This is a genomic window from Pseudarthrobacter sp. NCCP-2145 (genome assembly GCF_023708005.1).
Taxonomy (GTDB): Bacteria; Actinomycetota; Actinomycetes; order Actinomycetales; family Micrococcaceae; genus Arthrobacter; species Arthrobacter oxydans.
This window is the reverse complement of the sequence record NZ_BRCG01000005.1, coordinates 191,445-210,651: the sequence shown is the minus strand read 5'-3', so window position 1 is coordinate 210,651 and position 19,207 is coordinate 191,445. Positions and strand designations below refer to the sequence as shown.

Genomic DNA, 19,207 nt, shown 5'->3' with positions numbered 1-19,207 from the left:
GGAGCGGATGCCCTACCTACCTAATGGCCCGCAGTCCACTACCTCCCCTACCTAATGCCGACGACAGCGGGCCTGCTACCTATTCCCGCTGCAGGCGGCAGCAACATGCCCTTTACCTACGTAGTTCAGGGGGCACGGGCCCAAAAATGTGAGTACCCACTACTCGTGCCACCCCATTAGGTAGGGGGTAGGCTCTCGGGACTGCCATCGGATCAGCGGTGCCCTGCCGGCGTGCAGGGGGCGGGCACCCAGATTCCAAACTATCAAGAAGTGGTGAGCGAATTGTCGAATTCCCCCCAACTTCCGGTTTCCTATTCTGAGTCGGAATTTGCCAGCAAATATCCACACGGCAATAATGCAGGCGTCATTCCAAAGGTTAATTCGGCGCTGATTACGGTGTTCCGGGAACTCGACAACTCCGGGCTGCCATGGGCTCTGCTGAGGGGCGAGGACGACCTGGTGCGGCCGGCGGGCGATGTTGACCTGCTTGTTTCCGCTGAGCTGGTGCCCGGCCTGGACCGCCATCTTGCCAGTGCAGGGTTCCGGCGCGTGGCAGCGCTGGGCCACGGGAGCCACCGCTTCTACTTCCGCTACCTCGCCGAAGAGGATCTCTGGATCAAACTGGACGTGGTCTCGGACATTCGTTTTGGGAAGTTCCAGGAGCTCGGGACCGCCCTGGCCGCCGGCTGCCTTCGGCGGCGCGTGACCCTGGGGCCGTTGTGGCTGCCGGAAATCCAGGACCAGGCCTGGCTCCACATCCTGCATTTGGTGCTCGACAAGGGTGAAATTACTCCCGCCAAAGCCCCGGCGGCCCGGTCCGCAGCTGCCGTGGCGACCGTCGAAAACCCCATCGCCCTGTTCCTGGACCGGAAATTCGGGACCGGAACAGCGGGAAAGCTGCTCAACCTGCTGCGGTCCGAAAATTTCGAGGACGTCCCTGCCGCCGCGGCTGGCCTGAAAAGCCGATGGACCGGCACCAGGATTCCGCCGTGGCTTACGAGCTCTGGCAACAGGGCGCTGCGGCGGGTGGGCCCCAGGCTCAAGGGCCGCGGGCCCGTGGCAGGAGTGCTGGCCCCCGACGGGGCAGGCAAGACCACCCTGCTCCACGGCCTCCGTTCCAGCTGTCCCCTGCCTTCTGCCTACGTCTACATGGGACTGTGGTCCAGCAGTCCCGTGGACAGGTGGCTCCAAAAGATCCGCGGCGGGTTCCTGGTCAGGAAGGTATTCCGCATCTTGCGCGCCGGACTTGCCGCCCGGTACTACTCCCTCCGGGGCAGGGTGGTGCTGATGGACCGCCTCGCCTTCGATGTCCTGCTCCCCGGCTCGAAGGCGGACAGCCGCCTGGCTGCGTTGACGGACGCGCTGGCCCTCCGGTTCCAGCCACACCCTGACCTCGTCCTGGTCCTTGACGTCCCCGGTGAGGTCATGTTTGCCAGGAAGGGTGAACATACTCCCCAGAAACTGGAGGAATGGCGAAAGGCCTATCTGGAGCTGGCCGAGGACATTCCCTCAGCGCACGTCCTGGACGCCAGCCAGTCAGAGTCCCAGGTCCGCGCAAAGGCCAGCGGGCTCTTGTGGAAGGTCGCGGCGCCCAAGGGAGTGGACGGGCACGCCGGCACGGAACCGCTACCCCTGCATCTGTGGACGCTGCTTGATTGGCGCTTCCTGCTTCCCGTAAGCCAACCGGAGAAGCTCGGCTATGGGGGCGGGCTGAGCAACGACGCGGTGGCGGCGATCAGCCTGCTGGACCCGTCCGCCCGCCGTATCCAGGCACCTCCCGCACCCGCCCCGGCGAACGACCTCGACGTCGTCCTGCTCTCCGAACCGGACGCGCCCCTGTTTGCCAGCGCTGCCGCGTCACTCCGGCCGGGCGGCTGGATCTGCCTGCAGGTCAGGCGCTCATTGGGTACCCGTCCGGGCCCGCACACCCTCGCAGGCTGGAAGCGGGCGCTGGAGAGGTCAGGCTTCGATGACGTGGCGGTCTACTGGCATGTGCCGACACTCGAACGGCCGGCACGCTTTGTCCCCACGGCATCGAGGACCGCGGTCCAGGATACCCTCGCGCATTATTCGGGCGTACGCTTTGGAAAAGCCAAGGCTGCGATCGGGAGGCTTGCGTTGAACCTGGGCCTGTTCAACGTGGCCGCCGCAGAAGGAACCGTGGTGGGCCGACGGGCGCCGGAGCCTGGGCGGCAGGAGTTGCCGTGAAATACATTGACCAGATCCTCCGCGATAACTACCGGACGCTCGAGCTTAGGAAGTTCGGACTCACCGGCCAATGGGACACACTTCTGCTGACGCCGCAGTTTGTCACGTCACGGCACGTGGTGGCCCTCATTTTTTCCACAGACGCCCAGGTTCCCCGGCTCGTGGTCAAGATCCCCCGCCAGCCGGGAGACAACGAAAGCGTGCGCAAAGAAGCCGATGTCCTGCTCCAGCTCAAGTCGTTGGGAGTCGGCTCCGAACAGGGTGCGCCGGAGGTTGTGGGAGTACTGGACGTCGGGGGGCAGACAGTGCTCATTGAGACTGCCGTGGTGGGCAGCCTGCTGGAGCCCCACCTCGTTGTGCAGGACTTTCCCCGAGCCTTGGACGCAGGCCTGAACTTCGTCGCTGCGCTGCCCTGCACCAGGCCGGTACGGGAAAACGCCGACTGGTACCAGCGGACCATCGCCGGCCCCCTGGACGAACTCGCATCCTTGCTGCCGGCTGACACGGAAGTGGCCCGGCTGATCGAGCGCACCCACGAGGTGCTGGCGCCAATGCGCGCCGAGCAGCTTCCGGCAGTTGTGGAACACGGAGACCTCAGCTACCAGAATCTCTTCCTGCAGCCCAACGGCCGGCTCCAGGTGGTGGACTGGGAACGCTCGCGCCTTGATGGCCTGCCCGCCCATGACCTGATTTTCTACCTGCAGTACATCGGCCAGTCCCAGGAAGATGCGTTGTCCTCCCGCCGGCTCCAGCTCCGGGCCTTCGAGAATGCCTTCAGTCCCGGTGGATGGGCCTTGAAACCCCTGGCGCAACACCTGCGGCTGCGAGGTGTGGAACCGGAACTGCTTCCCTACCTGGTCATCGCAACATGGGCTCGTTCAGCAGCCACCATGACTTACCGCCTGGCAGGCCAGGCCGTACATGAAGGGGATACCGGCCATGTCCAGGCCGCAGTGACAGCTGACCGCGACTTCTGGCTCTGGCGCCATGCGGTCACCGACTGGGCAGCGGTTCCTGCCTAGGTACGATCAGCCGCTGATTGGCTGCACGCTCGACAGTATGGGGAGAAGATGTACACCAAGAAAACGGCCTCCGAGTTCTCGCCCAGGGTCGACATCGTCCCCTTCCTGCTGTTCGGCGGCGGGCTGGTACTCATCACCGTCGCCGCCAGCCTCGGCTCCATCGCCATTCTTGCCGCAGTGGCGGCAGTGGTCTTTTTTTCCGTCACCGCGCAATTGATTCACCGGCTGGCTGAGCGAAAGGCCGAAATTTCGTTCTTCCTCATCATCCCGACGATCATGTCAGCGACGCAGAACGTCTATCTGACCACTGTCGCCGATGCCATGGACAGCGGACGGCTCCAGTTTGCCATCATCCTGAATTTCCTCTTCTCGGTTGCCCTGTATCTGGTTTTGATCTCGGCAAAAAAGCCGGCTCCGGAAGGGAAGGCCCTTCGGAAGCTGATCAAGGCAGTGACAACCTGCCTGGCCATCCTTGTTCTCTACGGTGCTGCAACCGTTGTGTTGTTCCAACATGACCTGGCAGCAGCAGCCGCCTCCTCAAGGAACATCGTGGCTCCTTTCCTGTTCCTCCTTATCGGCCTGCATGCCAGCGCCTGGGCCAAGCATGCCGTATACCTCCGCTACCTGGTGATGCTGGGCTTCGTGGCGATTGTCTTCGGCTTCATTGAAGCGAACACCCCTGATTTCTGGCAGACACTCAACCTCCGGGACCTGTGGGAGAAGAAGGGAATTTCTGTCCAGCAGGACTCCGGCCTGCCCAAGAACTTCTTTGCTTCGGAGCAGGTGGTTCCGGGCGAGTTCCTCAGGCGCATGGCGGGCCCCTTCGCGGACCCGGTTAATTTCGGAACCTTCCTCTTCGCCGTGTTCATGGCGGCTTGGTATCTCCGCGGGCTGCTCTGCCAGATCGCAACGGTGGCGGCGATGGTTTTGGCCGTCAGCAAGGGTGCACTCCTTGGCCTGATCGTGTTCCTGGCATTCTGGACTCGCTTCTACGCATCGAGAACCAGCCACATCATTGCGCTGTTGCTGCTGGCTGCCGGGGCCTACAACTTCTATTTGTTTACCGTATCCAGTTCGACAGGCAGTACTGCGGCACACATTGACGGGTTCACCGCTGCCTTTGTGGAGTTCCCGCACCATCCACTCGGGCGTGGACTGGGCAGTTCCGGAGTCCTCGCTGGTCTATTTTCGGAAGGGTCCGAGTCCACGTCTGCTGTGACGGAGAGCGGACTGGGCATGGTCATCGGTCAACTCGGAATAGTCGGACTGGCCGTGTACCTGGTGTTTTTTGTCCAGCTGTCCAAACACGTCCTACGAATCAAAGACCTCCGCGATAGGACGTTGGCGGCAGGCCTCCTGGGCGGGTTCCTCTTGAATGCCGCCTTTAATGAAGTAGCGCTCAGCCCCAACTCCGCGGCACCCTACTTCATCATTCTCGGCCTGGTCATCGGCTCGGACCTTGCGGCGCAACAGGAGCCGGATGCCGTGCCTGCTGTCCCGCGCAGGGAGGCATTCCCCTTGTAAGGGACCTGGTTTGCACGGACCTGCTTTGTAAGGGACGTGGTTTGTAAAGGACGTGGGCCGGCAGGGCACCTCCGGTCCAAGCAGGTCCTGGCGGGTCAGGCTGCCTTCCTGGCCGGAACCCGCCGTCGCGCTGTGGCGCTCGTCGACACCGGCAGCGACATCTGACGCCCCGGCTCTAGGTACCTGCCCGCCTGCCGCCGTCTCCGCCGTGGTGATGCCGGCGGCAGGTGATCGTCGACACCGGCCTGCCCGGACACGCCGGCCCGGGCCGCATCCCCGCCTGCGCGGGGACGATTGCCCGAGCCCTCCTATTCAGCCGGGGCGTCCTGCCGGCGGCGAACGAGGTGAAGCAGCTCATGGTGCAGGGTTGGGAATCCCCACCGGAGGACGCCGTACACGGCGGCTATGGCAGTCACAAATACCAGCGCCGCTGTCAGTGGAGCCCCCAAGTAGGGTTGCAGGAACATGATGGTTCCGGCCGCCGCCACGGCAATGCTGCAGGCGAAGGCCGGCAAAACAGCGCGCAGCATTGCTTTTGGTCCGATGTGGATCACTTTGGCAGCCACCGTCTGCATTCCGATGGCGAAAAGAAGTGCTGTAGCCATCTGGGCGCACGCAACGGCGATGATCCCCCATTGGGCAGCCACCAGCAGGACCGGCACCAGCACTGCCAACCGAATGAGTGAGAACGTGATCGAAATGCCGGGCCGGCCGATGGCCTTGTAGACGTCGTTCGCGCCCGCTCCCAGGGAGCGTGCTGCCGCATACAGGGCCAGGAAGACAAGCGGAATGACCGACTCGGACCATTGGCCGCCAAAGACCAGGGGGACGAGAATCGGCGCCAGTACCGCCAGGCCCACCCCCGCCGTCATGCCGTACAGGGACTGCACACGGACACCCTTCAGGTAGCCGTCCCGCAGCCGTTCCGGCTGGTGCTGCACCTGGGTGTAAAGCGGGAACAGGACCGTGGAGAGCACAAAGAAGACGTTGATGATCAGGGCTTCGGGCAGCCTGAAGGCCAGCGTGTAATAACCAAGGGCCTGGGCGCCAAGGATCACGCCGATGATCACATAGTCGATGTCGAAGATCAGCCGTGCCAGGAGATTGCTGCCTGCCACGGGAACGCCGAATTTGAGGTTTGCCCGGAGGGCGTCTTTGGCCACGCGCCAGATCTGCCAGGGAGCGCCCTTGCGGACAAGCCACCAGCACGTGGCTGCGTACGCAACCGCCCCTGCCGCGGTGCCCGCCGCGAGCGAGAAGGCACCGTACCCTGCGAAGGCGAGGACCAGGCTCAGTACTCCCGTGACGAGCGCCCGGACAATCGGGGCAACCGCCAGCCGCCTGAACAGAAGGTCGCGTCGCAGCAGGGCTTCCGGAACCGCACCCAGCGACGTTGCCAGGACTGCGATGGACAGCACCTGTACCAGGGGGCCCACGTCCGGCAGCTGGAAAAGCCCGGCGATCCATGGCGCCGAGAAGAACGTCAGGAGGGCCAGGGATGAACCAAGAACCACTGAAACCAGCAGCGCCGAGCGGGCCGCGACGCCGGAGGCAGGCAGATAGACCAGGGCCTGAGCGACGCCGGCATCGGCAACGGTCTCGACGTAGGCCATGAGGACCAGTGCCGCGGCCACGAGGCCATACTGTTCAGGCGACAGGAGGCGTGCCAGCACGATCGTCGTTATGAGGACGATCGCCTTCCCGCCCACCAGGGCAAGCCCCTGCCACACCGCGCCCCGGAAACCGACACGGGCAAGTCCACCAGCAACGTTCGTCATGGGTTGGAGCCTTCCTGTGGCCTCTTTGCAGAAGTTTACTGTCTGGGTGCGGACCGGTGGGAGGAATTCACCGTAATTGAGCAGTTATTGAGCTAAATATTGTTTCCGGGCATCGGGAGACCGGTCTTCCGGCGATCCGGGTGGACGGAAGGGGGAAAACGAATTGTTTGCTCAATTTTCCGGTTTGTCCCCTGGGTGCTGGTGCATACTGTAGTGAAGGCCGGACGCATCCTTAGTGATAATTTCCAGGGTCCATGCCGAATAGTTTTTCGTCCCTTTGGTGCAAAAGCGGAGTAACGTGGCTAATTCAGACGCAGTGCCTGTATCTAATACTTCTCCAATTCCCGCCACACTCATTCTGGTGGCACCCCGTATAAGTTCGGGTGGAGTCGGCGACTATGCGGAAGAGTTCATCGCCGCGGCTGTGCCCAACTTTTCGGCATTCCGCGAAATCAGGACTGCGGGACCGGGCAACGTAGGGCTCCTTGACGTGTTCCGTGACCGGCGCAGGCTCTCCGTGGCCGTGAAGGAATCACTCGCCGCCGGCCGGGTGGTGGTTCACTTCGAGTTGTCAGCGGCGTCGCTGGGTCCCTTTTGGCTTCTGGCAGGCCGCTCGCGGGACGTCGCCACAACGGCCACCGTGCATGACCCCCCGCTGGCCGCGTGGTGGCCTTTCCGCTTCAAGTGGGTGGCCCGGAGCAAGCTGCTGCACCACGGCATCCATCTCCCGCTGCGCCCTGTCAGTGCCCGGCTGGAACGGTGGCTGTTGCGGGACACCACCCTGTTTGCGCTCAGTGAAGCCGGCGCGGCAGCGCTTCGGCAAACTTTTCCCGCTTGCCGGGTGCTCAGCACCTGGCACTTCGTGCCGCCCAGGCCTGCCCTGAAGCCTGCTTCCCAGCGTCCTCTGGCGGTAGGACTCTACGGCCACGCCTCCAAAGGCAAAGGCTTCGACAGGCTGGTCGAGCTTCGTCGCGAACTCCCGCCGGACGTCGAAATCCGCGTGGCCGGCAGGGGAACCGAACAGCTGCCACCGATCCCCGGAGTCACCATCCTGGGAGCGGTCGAGGGGCGGCAGGAGGACGCCTTCTTTGAATCCGTGAGGGCCATCCTCCTGCCCTATGACAAGACGAGCCGCTTTTACGGCAATATCCTGCCTGCCTCCGGAGTGGCCTCAAGGGCCTTCGCCTACCGCACCCCCGTGATCGGATTCGACTCCGGAACGCTGGGGGAAGCATCCAAGGCCGGCGGGCTGATCGTGGTTCCCGCCTCCGTCCGGGAACTGGCGGACGCTGCCCACAGGACCATCACCGATTCGACCGAGCTGGAACGCCTCGACCGCCAGATAACGGCGCTGCAGACCGGGCGGACTGTCGCGTTGGCTGCCGCGCCGTACCTGGCCTGCTGGAGAGAGGCGGTCAACGGGGGAGGTTCATGACGCACAGCCGGTTGTGGGTATCCACATACTCGCGGCCTGGCACTTGTTGGGAGATGCTGGTCGGCCTAGCGTGAGGAACGACGGATTCCGTCACACGCGATGCTTGCGATACTGCGGGTATTGAAACCTGTCCGGATGATTCCGGGGCTTGACCCTGCATTGCAGCGATTCTGGAGGCGTTGCAGCAATCTCGAGAGGGACGACCAACTCGTGCTACTGCCTTTCGTTGTTACCGCTTCCGCCGTGATCAGTCTGGTACTGATCCTTGGGCGCTCCTACCATGTACTGATCCTGCTGGTCATTGCGGCCGGCTGGTCGCAGGCGCCGCTCATCACCCTCACCAGGTCTGATGCCTTCCAGTACCTGGATGACGTGCCTGCGGCGGTTCTTGTTGCAGCCGCCGTTATCAGGGCCTTCAGCTCCCAGGACAAGCGCCTGCACAAGGCGCTTGGGATGATGCTGCTGCTGGTCATACTTGTGGGTATCGGATTCATCCGATCACCGGATGCGGACATCGGCATTGCCCAGGCACGGCAGGTACTCATGCCGCTTGGCCTGGTGTTCGCCGGGTTCGTCTACCGGGACGACATCAAATGGCGGAAGATCAGCGCCTACCTGCTGCTGCTGGCCGGGCTGACCGTGGCATGGGCCCTGGCTGAGGAAGTCATGCAGGCGCCTCTCCTTGACCCGTCCTGGTACCACGTCAACGTTGTGGGCGGGAACCCCCGCAGTATGCGCATGGGTTTGCCGCCGGCCTACTTCGCGGACGGAGTGTCCAACGGTGACCTCACCTTCCGTCCGGGCGGTCCCTTCATGAACCCTCCCGTCATGGGCTTCCTGCTTGGCCTCGGCGCCTTTGCTGCCGTCGCAAGGCTCAGGAGTTTCGCGCGGCTTGCAATGCTTGCTGCCATCGGCGCCACCCTGTTCTTTGCATATGCCCGGGCAGGCATATTGATTTTCCTTGTGGTCACCGTGATCTACTTCATCTGGACCAAGGTGGGGAAATACGCGGGCATTCTTGTAGGCCTCGGCCTTGGGGGGTACCTGTTCAGCACCTTCATTGAACAGGGCAACACCGCCAGCCATTCGGATGGCCTGTTGTCCGGTTTCATGCTTGGCCTGCAGTCGCCGGCAGGCCTGGGCTTCGGCACGACCGGCTACCAGGCCGCGCTTGAAGGCGCATCCACTGGTGTGGGCAGTGAGAGCCTGCTGGGGCTGTATTTCGCGTGGATCGGCTGGCCCATGATTGCTGCCGCCCTCCTGCTCCTGATCCACCTCGGAAAGCTCCTCCGCCGGGTTCCGCGGACGCAGAGCCTGCCTGTGTGGCTGGCCGTGGGCTTCCTGCTTACTGTCGCTTCTTCGGAGTCCGCCTCCTCCATGGCATCCACCCCCGTCCTCTGGTTGACTGTGGGATCGGTGGTGGCCATGACGGTACCCCTGAGGCCGCAAGTGAGGTCCGTGCCTGCGGTCATGGGTCCGCGCTTCGTGTCCCGGCCGCGGTCGACGTCGCGGCGGTAAGGCTCCGAGGCTGGAGCGCGGCATACCGCTGCACCAGCGTCGGCGTCCCCGCAGTGCAGGGGAGGCCCAGCCAGCGCGCAAGAGGCCGCTGCATGCGCCGGGAGGACTTGTTTACGCCCTGGGGATGGTCGCCCGCCATCAGTCTGGGAGCCCGCCACCGCAGGGCAGGCCCGGCTGGGGAGGTTGCCGGCTCTTCGCGGTTGATGGGGAATTGAGTTCGTGTCGTTGAAGACAAAGGGGCCCGTGGCCCTGTTGGGATGAGTGTGTCTAAGCATTCAACCTGGAACAGGACCACGAGCCTTGAACGAGCCTACCGGGGTCGCAGCCGATGCTGCCACCATCCTCTTCAACCTGCCCGACTACCGTGTCATCTCCACGACCATGTCCGCTGGCCGCCGTCAGGTCATCGTCGAAACTGACGCGCTACCGGGCTGCCCGAGCTGTGGGGTCATTGCCTCCCGGCGGAAGGAACGCCGCCTTCAACGGCTCCGCGATATTCCCGTCGCCGGGCCGGTGGACGTGCTCTGGTCCAAGTACCGCTGGTACTGCGAAGAGTCAGCGTGCGACCGGCTCTCGTTCTTCGAATCCACGCCGCAAGTGCCGCGCCGTGCCCGGTCGACGAGCCGGCTGCGGGACCAGCTCGTGGACGCGGTCATTCGCTCCGGCAGGGCTTTCTCGGAGACAGCTGCCGGCTTCGCCGTGTCCTGGTGGATGGTCCGGGCTGCGGTGACCGAGGCCTGCCTGCTGCGGCTGCCCGACGTGGACAAGCTCAGTCCGCGGATGCTGGGCATTGATGAACACCGGTTCCGGTCCGTGCGCTACTTCCAGGACCCGACCACGAAGGCGTGGACACGGTTCGAGCCGTGGATGACAACCATCGTGGATCTGGACACCGGCCAAGTCCTCGGCGTGGTCGACGGCCGAGACCACAAGGGCGTCGGGGACTGGCTGGGTGATGAGGTGGAAGCCTGCGCTAAACGCGTTCGCTATTACCTTCGCTGGCCGGTTCGAAAGAACCACTCAACAATGAAAACCGGCCGGACTCGACACACCGTTTATCGGACAGTCCCATGAGCTACACCCCAACCTGACAAGTTCGCGGTTGGTCTTGACTTCTTTCTGAGAGAAGCCTAGAACTCAACCTGACGGGTTCAAGGTTGGAGGCGATCAGTGGCCGGACAGCGGATCGGATACGTGCGGGTGAGCACGCTGGATCAGAACGAGAAACGCCAGCTCGAGGGCCAGGTTCTGGACCGGGTCTTCACGGACAAGGCCTCCGGCAGGGACACCGCAAGGCCAGAGCTTACGGAGTTGCTGCGGTTCGCCCGGGATGGGGACACCGTAGTGGTTCACAGCATGGACCGGCTAGCCCGGAACCTTGATGACCTGCGTGCCTTGGTCCAAAACCTCACGCGCAAAGGTGTGCGGGTGGAGTTCGTTAAAGAGAGCCTGGTCTTCACCGGCGAGGACTCCCCCATGGCAAACCTCATGCTCTCCGTTATGGGAGCCTTTTCTGAATTCGAACGCTCCCTCATCAGGGAACGCCAGCGGGAAGGGATCGCGCTGGCCAAGCAGCGCGGTGCCTACAAAGGACGGAAAAAGACGCTCACCCCGGAACGGGCGGCCGAACTCGTTGAGCGCGCCGGCAGCGGTGTTCCAAAGGCCCTCCTTGCCCGTGATTTTGGGATCAGCCGGGAAACGGTCTACCAGTACCTCCGCCAGGCCAAACTCTCGTAAGCCCTCCCCCGCCTGCGCCGTCCATGTGCAATAGCCTGTGCGGCGCCGGCTTGACGGAATCACCATTATCGGCGCTTCGAAAAGCCCTGAATCACAGGGGAGAAGCGTCTTTCCCAACCTCTCGAAGGGGCGGATGCCCGACCCCATCTGTTCGCCGATTCGTCTCTCGGGCCTGCGGGTTGCCTTACCAGTTCTGATATTCGCGGGTCAGGCCGAAGGGCACGTCATCGCTAAGGCCGACCGTGAACGCGTAGTAGTCATGCCTCGTTACCAGGATTCCTTGGCGCCCTTCATGCAATGCCCGCGTCCTCGCGACAGCCACGGCTTCGTCGAGTCCGCTTTCCATCCCGGCACGGTCGGTTGCAATCACGGTGATTGGGAGGTCAATGGTTCTTTGCATGGTCCGGCTTTCTCGGGTCTCGATTGTGAGGGCGCTCTCGCGGGCCGCCGCTGCCTCTGACCGCCCCACGATGGCACCTGTAGCAAGCTCATCATTGCCCTGCCAACCTGCTGGTGGCTGCCCCTCGATGAAGCTTCGTGAACGCCTGTGCCAGCAAGGGAAACGCTGTGCCCTTGTTTTGGACGCAGACCGAGATTGATCCGCACGCGGCCGGGGACGCCGAAGCACGCGTTCCCCGGCGCCACAAGGAGGCCAAACTCCTCCGCGATGCTGCCGCACCACGCATCCACATCGGGAACGTCCACTTCGGGAAAAGCGGTCGTGCCGCCGTGGGCCGGGTCGATGCGGGCGATGGTGGTTAGTTCCCCCAGTGTGACCGGGGCTATGGCGTTTGACCCTAAGACGAGCGGAGCGAGCGATTCGTAGGGCGCTGATCATTCGGCATGGCCGAAAGGTCGGTAAAGGTCGGTTGGCAAGGCGATCTTCTTTGAAGCCGGTGGACGGGCTCGATCGTCGGCGCAGGCGCTCTCTCCCCCACCCGGTGTGGTGGTAAGGGAGAGAGCGCCTGTGCCTGACCCGCGAAAACTAAGGAAACCGGACGAGATCATAAGCTCCGAACCAGCCCACCGTCGCAGCGAAGCGCTGTGCCCGTGACATAGGAGGCAAAACCGCTGCACAGAAAAGCCGCCGTCGCTCCGAATTCCTCGGTGCTTCCGTAACGCCCCGCCGGGATGGACGCACGTGATTCTGCCTCAATGACGTCAACGCTGACTCCGCGTCGTCGGGCTGCGGCAAGGTCAAGGCCTCGGGTCCGCTCTGTCGCGATTCGCCCCGGAAGCAGCATGTTGACTGTGACATCGTCCGAAGCCACCTCCGCCGCGAGCGTTTTCAGATACCCGGCCAAGGCGGCCCGGCCGGTGTTGGACAGCGCCAGATTCGGCAATGGGGCGGCCACACCGCTTGAGCCTATTGCCAGAATCCGGCCCCAACGACGATTTCTCATGCCTGGCAGAAGGCTGCTCACGAGTGCGTGCGGGGGCCGAAGCAAGAGATCAAACGCGGAGGACATATCTGCACTGGTGAGGCCGGCCGCTGTTCCCGGGGCCGGCCCGGGTCCGTTGAGCACGAGGATGTCCACGGACCCAAAGCGAGCGTTGGCGGCGGTCACAGCCGCGGTGAGGCCGTCATGCGTGCACAGATCGGCTTCAACGCCGATCGCTGCGGATGGCAACTCTGCTGCGATCCTTCTGGCCTCCTCGCCCCGTCGGCCCGTGATAACCAGGTTCGCGCCTTCATAGGCCAATGCCGAGGCGACGGCCAATCCCAGGCCCCCGGTAGACGCCGCCACGAAGGCTGTCTTCCCCTCAATGCCGAGATCCACTAGGAGGCCCGCCGCGCCCGAGGCAATGCAGGGATGCGTCCTGAAGCGTTCACGTAGCTTGTCTCCTTGGTGTTAGAGGGTCAGGGCGATGTATTTCATGTCCTGGTATTCCTCGATACCTGTAGGTCCGCCTTCGCGGCCAAGACCTGATGACTTGATACCGCCGAACGGTGAGGCCGCCTCGGAAATAATCGCGCGGTTGATGCCCACCATTCCTGTCTCCAAGCGTTCGGCCGCCCGCATCGCCTTGCTGAGATTCTGGGTGTACAGGTAGGCCACAAGCCCGTACTCGGTGTCGTTCGCCATGTCGATGGCGTCGTCGTCGGAATCGGCCGCATAGAGAACAGCGACGGGACCAAAGATTTCCGCTCGCGCGATCGTGGAGCCCGGAGCCACCCCGTCGATGACGGTGGGCTCCATAAAGAAGCCTTCCCCTTCGATCGCGTGGCCGCCCGCGAGAACATTTGCCCCCTCGCCCTTGGCCGTTTCCAGGAGTTCCAGCACGGAGTCCCGCTGCTTGCCGTCGACGAGCGGACCCACGGTGGTTCCGGCGGCCGTGCCGGCGCCGACACGCAGTTCGGCCACACGCTTCAGGAAGCTTTCCCGGAAGGCAGGCAGTACGTCCTTGTGAACGATGATCCGGTTGGCCGCGACACAGGCCTGGCCGGCATTGCGGAACTTCGCGGTGACCGCCCCCTCCGCGGCTGCCTCGACGTCGGCGTCCGAGAGGACCAGGAATGGCCCGTTGCCGCCCAGCTCCATGGAGGATGCCATGACGTTGTCCGCCGCCTGCTTCAGCAGGGCCGTACCGACTCCGGTGGAGCCCGTAAAGCTGACCTTGCGCAGGCGCCGGTCGCTCATCAAGGCCGCAGACTGTGCCCCTGACTTGCTGGTGGTGACGAGGTTGACGACGCCATCAGGGATACCGACCGAACGCAGGACCTCCACGAAGAGGTGCATCGTCAGCGGGGTCTGGGATGCCGGCTTGATGATCACAGTGCAGCCGGCAGCCAGGGCCGCTCCGACTTTCCGGGTTCCCATGGCGAGAGGGAAATTCCACGGCGTGATCAGCAACGACGGACCCACTGGCTGGTAAGTCGTTATTATCCGGTAATCACCATCAGGCGCGGGCCCGTAATTGCCGGTCTGGGACGGTACCTGTTCGGAAAACCAGCGGAGAAACTCTGCCGCGTACGCCACTTCGCCTCTGGCCTCAGCCAAGGGTTTGCCCATTTCGGTCGCCATCGTCCATGCGAAATCTTCCGTGCGGGCGATGACGGCGTCAAAGGCCTTACGCAGGAGCTCGGCCCGAACGCGCGGCTTGGTCAGTCCCCACGCCTCCTGCGCCGCGGAGGCGGCGTCGAGGGCCTCTGCCGCGTCTTTGAGTGAGGCGTCCGAGACGGCTGCGAACTCTTCGCCGGTGGCCGGGTTCACCACCGGGATGTGTGCCTCGTCCTGCGCGGGCCGCCACTCTCCATTGAGGAAGAGGCCTGTGGGGATGCTGAAAGTACCGTGATCGGCGGTGAGCTTGGTGGTGCTTGGGATCTCAACCATGTGATTCCTCTGCTCCTGTTGAAGGTGTCAAGTCTGCAAATTGAAGGCGCACAGCCACGAAATATGCTGCTGCGGTTGACTTACATGTTACATGCAGCCATTCTGTGTGAGGTAATTAACTTTCCAGCACCGAAAGGCAACGGGGCCTCCATGAGTACCAAGACAAGTTCAGCCAGCGCTATTCCCCGGAGAGTGGCAGCGGCTTCGATGATCGGCACCACCATTGAGTGGTACGACTACTACATCTTCGGCACAGCCGCCGTACTGGTCCTGAACAACCAGTTTTTTCCCACGCTCGATCCGGCAGCGGCCACCCTCGCGTCCCTTGCCACGTTCGCTGTAGCCTTCGTTGCCCGCCCGTTCGGCGGCGCCATCTTCGGGCATTTCGGCGACAAGTACAGTCGCAAGAAGATGCTCGTGTGGTCCCTCCTGGTGATGGGTGCATCAACCTTTATCGTCGGCCTCCTGCCGAACTACGACGCGATCGGCATTGCTGCGCCGATCATCCTCGTTGCCCTGCGCTTCCTGCAGGGCCTTGCCGTCGGCGGTGAATGGGGCGGCGCGGTGCTCATGGCACTCGAGCACGCTCCGGCAAACCGCCGCGCCTTTTACGCCTCGTGGACCCAGTGCGGCGTACCCGCGGCCCTCGTGCTCTCCAGCGGCATCTTCTTCCTCATGCAGAAGACGCCGCCGGAGTTCTTCAACACCTGGGGCTGGCGCATCCCGTTCCTCCTCTCGGCACTGTTGATTGTGGTCGGACTCTTCATCCGGCTGCGCGTCTCCGAATCGCCGGAGTTCCTCAAGATGAAGTCGGAGGAGAAAGACGTCCGGGTTCCTTTCCTCGAAGTATTCCGGAGCGCCAAGAAGCCGCTCATCCTCGGCTCCCTGGCCATGGCCTCGCCGAACATCATCTTCTACATCTGTTCGGTCTACATGCTCAGCTACGGCCCCGGAGTCGTCGGGGTCAGCCGGGACGTCATCTTCCTCTCCGTTATCTTCGCCGCCTTTATCCAGGTCTTCACCATCCCCCTGGTCGCTACAGTGGCGGACAGGCTCGGCAAGAAGAAGATCCTCCAGGCCGGCGCCCTGGCCGTCGCGCTTCTGGCCTACCCGGTATTCCTGCTGGTCGACACGGGTGAGACCCTCCTGATCGTCCTGGCCATGGTTCTCGCCCTGCCCGTGGCCCATGCCATGGCGTACTCCGTCATTGCCAGCTTCATCCCCGAGCTTTTCGAGCCGGAAGTCCGCTTCACAGGTGCCTCACTGGCCTACCAGATCGGCGGCATCATCACCTCGGCACCGGCCCCCTTCCTGGCCGCCCTGCTTTACACGGAAACAGGCGCGTCCTGGGGCATTGCGCTGTACATCGCCGGGGCTGCCCTCATCGGGCTGCTCGCGATCACCCTCGGCAAGGAACGCAAGGGCGCCACCGCCCCCAAGGTCGAAGAACTCACGCACACCTAAAAGATCTGAAAAGGAAAATCTCGTGACCGAGCTCATCAAGGCCGCTGTCCTCACGGCTGTGAACAAGCCTCTTGAAATGCAGGAATTCCCTGCACCCGTCCCGTCCACCGGAGGCGCCGTGGTCGCGGTGGCCTACGCGGGCATCTGCGGCACCGACATCCATCTAAAGTCAGGGAATCTCCCTGTTCCCATGCCCATCGTCATGGGCCACGAAGCCGTCGGCACCATCGCGGCTCTCGATCCGGCCCTGTCCACCGACATCAATGGTGCACCGCTGCGTGTGGGCGACAGAGTTGTCTGGTCCAACAACATCCCTTGCGGCCGTTGCCATGAGTGCCTCGTCCTGAAAGAACGCACTCTGTGTAAATCCCGTAAAATCTACGGCATCAATCGGACCAGCAGCGACGCCCCGCATTTGCGCGGCGGGATGGCAGGCCAGATCGCCCTAGAAGCCGGCACAGCGATCATCCGGATTCCCGATGACGTGACCTTCGAGGAAGTGATCGCTCTGGGCTGCGCCGGTCCCACCGCTCTCCACGGCATGCTGGAAAACCTCACGATCCACCCGGGAGACACGGTGGCAGTGCAAGGCAGCGGCCCCGTCGGACTTGCCGCAGCGATCTACGCCAAGCAAATGGGCGCGGACCAGGTCATCCTCCTCGGCGCACCGGCGTCCCGCCTTGAACTCGCCCTTGAAATCGGCGCTTGCGACGAGGTCATAGACATGGGCATCTACACGGACCCCGCTGCGCGCCTGGAGAAGCTTCGGCAGATGACCCCGCAGGAGCGGGGCGCGGACGTCGTTATCGAATGCGCCGGGGTGCCGGCGGCGGTGGCCGAAAGCCTGGACCTGGCCCGCCCCAACGGACAGGTCCTGGTTCTGGGACAATACACCGACCACGGGGCCACGCCCATCAACCCGCATTACATCACGAAAAAGCAGCTCAAGATCTTCGGCTCCTGGGGCTTCGCCGAAGCCCACTACGTGAAATATGTGGAGTCGCTGCCCCAGCTGCGCAAGCGGCACGACTTGCGCGCCCTCTTAACCGTCTTCGCCCTCGAAGACGTCAATGAGGCAATGGACACCGTCGCCGCCGGACAGTGCACCAAGGCAGTGCTCAGGCCCTGAGCCTCGCAGGCGACTCAGCAGGAATAGTCGTTGGGCCAGCGCAGGGCCTCGGTGACGGCGTCGGCGTCGAACTCCCCGCTGTCCCCGGCCTCCTGTGCGATCAGCAGCTCTGCGGTATTGACGATGTGGCGGCGCATGGCGGCTGCGGCGGCCGGTCCGTCATGCGCTGAGATCGCTTTGACGATGTCGAGGTGGTCATCAACGACGTCCTGGCAGGATCGGGCGGCCGGAGCGGTCCCCACCCCCCTCGTCAGCACCAGATTGCGGAGGTTTTCAAGGACGTCGACCAGTTTCGTGTTTCCTGCATTCTCCATAATCTGCAGGTGGAAATCGCGGTCGGCCCGGAGGGTTGCCTCGGCGTCATCCTCGTCCGCTGCGGCCTGCATATGGGCGAAACACTCGAGGATGCGGCTCATTCCGGCCTCGGAAACCGTCCGGGCGACCTTGGCCGCGGCGGGCACTTCAAGCATCAGCCGGATCTGGAAGACCTCCACCAGATCGGTGAGCGTGGTCGCAAGGATCGTGGCTCCCTTGTTCTTGTCAATCCGGATCATTCCCGCCCGTGCCAGCTGCAGCAGGGCCTCGCGGGCCGGGGTTCTGGAGACGCCGATGCGCTCACCCAGGCTGTTGGCTGAATACGTTTCGCCTGCAACCAGCTCGCCGGAAGTGATCGCTTCACGAAAAAGCTCCACGGCTTGATCGGTAAGGGACGTACTACGGCTCAGTTTTTTCACTTCACCATCATTTCAGCAACGGAAGAAAAGTAATGACAACGAATCGAATTGCAGTGATCGGCGGCGGAATCATTGGCACCGCGGTGGCCCGGCAGCTATCCCGAATGGTCGACGGCGCCCAAATCACCCTCTTTGAGAAAGAATCCGACCTCGCCGGACACCAGACGGGCCACAACTCCGGCGTCGTCCACGCCGGCCTCTACTACGAACCCGGCTCGCTCAAGGCCCGGCTCTGCCGCCGCGGGGTTGAGCTGCTGGCCGAATACGCCGCTGAGAACAACATCGCCTACGACGAATGCGGAAAGGTTGTCGTAGCCCACAACAGCCTTGAGCTCGACCGGTTGCACAGCATCTTCGAACGGGCCAAGGCCAATGGTGTCCCGGACGTTGCCCTCATCGACCGTGACCGGCTTCGTGAGCTGGAACCCGCCTGCACCGGAGGCATCGCCGCCCTGCACTCCCCTCACACTGCCATCATCGACTACCCCGGCCTGACCCGGTCACTCGGCAAGGACGTCGAGGCCGACGGAGGCCAGATCCGTCTCGGCGCCTCAGTCACCGGGCTGGACGTGACCGGATCCGAGGTCAGGGTCTCCGGCGCCGGCTTCGACACTGAGGCGTTCGACTTGGTCATTACGTGCGCGGGCCTGCAGTCTGACAGGCTCGCCAACGCCGTCACAGACCAGACAGGAACCCCAGGGAAGAAGGACAACGGACCGCAAATCGTGCCGTTCTACGGCGACTACTTCCTGCTCCGGCCCGAGCGCTCCTCATTGGTCAACGGGCTCATCTACCCTGTCCCGGACCCCCGGTACCCCTTCCTCGGTGTACACCTGACCAAACGCGTGGACGGCGCAGTCATGCTCGGACCCAACGCCTTCCTGTCCCTTGCACGCGAAAACTACCGGAACAACGCACCCAACCTCCGCGACCTCACGGACACGCTCACCTACCCGGGCTTCTGGAAATTTGCTGCCGAAAACATCCCCGCGACGCTTCAGCAGGTCCGCACTGCGGTCAGTAAGAAAGCCTTCGTGGAGGAAGCCCGCAAATTCGTGCCCGCCATCGAATCAGCCGACGTGGTCAAGGGCGTGCGTGGGATCCGCGCGCAGGCCCTCAACGCGGACGGAAGCCTGGTAGACGACTTCGTCATCCGGTCCACAGGGCGACTCGTTCAGGTCCGCAACGCACCCTCCCCCGGGGCCACGGCTTCCCTAGCCATCGCCGAACACATCGTTGAAGAAGCCCTCGCGCAAGTGCGATAGGAATAGGAAACGGGGTGTACCAATCCCTAGACGGCCGCCCTGGCTATCGCGGACCGTG

At 63.4% G+C, this 19,207-nt stretch carries 15 protein-coding genes and 1 pseudogene; 11 read left to right on the top strand and 5 right to left on the bottom strand.

The annotated features are described in order from the left end of the window. The first annotated feature begins 396 nt into the window (after positions 1-396). The 3 genes from NFU08_RS06465 to NFU08_RS06455 are packed head-to-tail and all read left to right on the top strand — an operon-like array spanning position 397 to position 4,754. Positions 397-2,208, top strand: a complete 1,812-nt coding sequence (locus NFU08_RS06465) for a hypothetical protein (RefSeq protein WP_251421539.1) — start codon at positions 397-399, stop codon at positions 2,206-2,208. Further along, positions 2,205-3,230, top strand: a complete 1,026-nt coding sequence (locus NFU08_RS06460) for an aminoglycoside phosphotransferase family protein (RefSeq protein WP_251421536.1) — start codon at positions 2,205-2,207, stop codon at positions 3,228-3,230. The genes NFU08_RS06465 and NFU08_RS06460 overlap by 4 nt, the downstream gene beginning before the upstream one ends. 48 nt (positions 3,231-3,278) lie before the next feature. After that, positions 3,279-4,754: an O-antigen ligase gene (locus NFU08_RS06455; protein ID WP_251421532.1), complete on the top strand. Its 1,476-nt coding sequence runs from the start codon at positions 3,279-3,281 to the stop codon at positions 4,752-4,754. 308 nt (positions 4,755-5,062) lie between these two features. Here the strand turns inward: NFU08_RS06455 and NFU08_RS06450 are convergent, their stop codons facing one another. After that, on the bottom strand, positions 5,063-6,532 hold the full coding sequence (locus NFU08_RS06450; RefSeq protein ID WP_174178472.1) for a lipopolysaccharide biosynthesis protein: 1,470 nt from the start codon (positions 6,530-6,532) through the stop codon (positions 5,063-5,065). A gap of 361 nt (positions 6,533-6,893) precedes the next feature. Here NFU08_RS06450 and NFU08_RS06445 point away from each other — a divergent pair, with 361 nt between their 5' ends. From NFU08_RS06445 to NFU08_RS06430, 4 genes and pseudogenes are all read left to right on the top strand, one after another. Then, positions 6,894-7,967: a glycosyltransferase gene (locus tag NFU08_RS06445; RefSeq protein WP_251421530.1), complete on the top strand. Its 1,074-nt coding sequence runs from the start codon at positions 6,894-6,896 to the stop codon at positions 7,965-7,967. A gap of 243 nt (positions 7,968-8,210) precedes the next feature. Then, positions 8,211-9,485 (top strand): hypothetical protein, encoded by a 1,275-nt coding sequence (locus tag NFU08_RS06440; protein WP_251421527.1) that lies wholly within the window; start codon positions 8,211-8,213, stop codon positions 9,483-9,485. 381 nt (positions 9,486-9,866) lie between these two features. Then, a pseudogene (locus tag NFU08_RS20980) lies at positions 9,867-10,028 on the top strand (transposase family protein); the annotation flags it as partial. 627 nt (positions 10,029-10,655) lie between these two features. Beyond that, entirely contained in the window at positions 10,656-11,222 is a 567-nt protein-coding gene (locus NFU08_RS06430; protein ID WP_251421525.1) for a recombinase family protein, read from the top strand. Positions 11,223-11,406: 184 nt separating this feature from the next. On the opposite strand, the gene NFU08_RS06425 is transcribed toward NFU08_RS06430, so the two are convergent. Continuing rightward, positions 11,407-11,622 (bottom strand): hypothetical protein, encoded by a 216-nt coding sequence (locus NFU08_RS06425; RefSeq protein WP_217432796.1) that lies wholly within the window; start codon positions 11,620-11,622, stop codon positions 11,407-11,409. A gap of 167 nt (positions 11,623-11,789) precedes the next feature. Between NFU08_RS06425 and NFU08_RS06420 the strand changes: the two genes are divergently transcribed. Next, positions 11,790-11,984 carry a hypothetical protein gene (locus tag NFU08_RS06420; RefSeq protein ID WP_174181917.1) on the top strand — a complete coding sequence of 65 codons (195 nt, stop codon included), beginning with the start codon at positions 11,790-11,792 and terminating at the stop codon, positions 11,982-11,984. A gap of 242 nt (positions 11,985-12,226) precedes the next feature. On the opposite strand, the gene NFU08_RS06415 is transcribed toward NFU08_RS06420, so the two are convergent. Further along, positions 12,227-13,003 (bottom strand): SDR family oxidoreductase, encoded by a 777-nt coding sequence (locus tag NFU08_RS06415; protein WP_174181919.1) that lies wholly within the window; start codon positions 13,001-13,003, stop codon positions 12,227-12,229. A 72-nt stretch (positions 13,004-13,075) separates the two neighbouring features. Then, complete coding sequence (locus tag NFU08_RS06410; RefSeq protein ID WP_174181921.1) at positions 13,076-14,557, bottom strand: NAD-dependent succinate-semialdehyde dehydrogenase; 1,482 nt, start codon at positions 14,555-14,557, stop codon at positions 13,076-13,078. Between the two features lie 150 nt (positions 14,558-14,707). Between NFU08_RS06410 and NFU08_RS06405 the strand changes: the two genes are divergently transcribed. Beyond that, positions 14,708-16,021 (top strand): MFS transporter, encoded by a 1,314-nt coding sequence (locus NFU08_RS06405; protein ID WP_174181923.1) that lies wholly within the window; start codon positions 14,708-14,710, stop codon positions 16,019-16,021. A 22-nt stretch (positions 16,022-16,043) separates the two neighbouring features. Next, positions 16,044-17,150 carry a zinc-binding dehydrogenase gene (locus NFU08_RS06400; protein WP_251421523.1) on the top strand — a complete coding sequence of 369 codons (1,107 nt, stop codon included), beginning with the start codon at positions 16,044-16,046 and terminating at the stop codon, positions 17,148-17,150. Positions 17,151-17,164: 14 nt separating this feature from the next. On the opposite strand, the gene NFU08_RS06395 is transcribed toward NFU08_RS06400, so the two are convergent. Next, positions 17,165-17,842, bottom strand: coding sequence for a GntR family transcriptional regulator (locus tag NFU08_RS06395; RefSeq protein WP_174181927.1), 678 nt, complete (start codon positions 17,840-17,842; stop codon positions 17,165-17,167). A gap of 74 nt (positions 17,843-17,916) precedes the next feature. On the opposite strand from NFU08_RS06395, the gene lhgO reads away from it, so the two are divergent. Next, entirely contained in the window at positions 17,917-19,149 is a 1,233-nt protein-coding gene (gene lhgO / locus NFU08_RS06390) for an L-2-hydroxyglutarate oxidase (protein ID WP_174181929.1), read from the top strand. Positions 19,150-19,207 lie beyond the last annotated feature (58 nt).

What these genes read in the sequence shown, in the direction of transcription:
- lhgO (WP_174181929.1), top strand. Translation starts at nt 17,917, where the DNA reads ATGACAACGAATCGAATTGCAGTGATCGGCGGCGGAATCATTGGCACC.
- NFU08_RS06450 (WP_174178472.1), bottom strand. Translation starts at nt 6,532, where the DNA reads ATGACGAACGTTGCTGGTGGACTTGCCCGTGTCGGTTTCCGGGGCGCG.
- NFU08_RS06425 (WP_217432796.1), bottom strand. Translation starts at nt 11,622, where the DNA reads ATGCAAAGAACCATTGACCTCCCAATCACCGTGATTGCAACCGACCGT.
- NFU08_RS06455 (WP_251421532.1), top strand. Translation starts at nt 3,279, where the DNA reads ATGTACACCAAGAAAACGGCCTCCGAGTTCTCGCCCAGGGTCGACATC.
- NFU08_RS06405 (WP_174181923.1), top strand. Translation starts at nt 14,708, where the DNA reads ATGAGTACCAAGACAAGTTCAGCCAGCGCTATTCCCCGGAGAGTGGCA.
- NFU08_RS06410 (WP_174181921.1), bottom strand. Translation starts at nt 14,557, where the DNA reads ATGGTTGAGATCCCAAGCACCACCAAGCTCACCGCCGATCACGGTACT.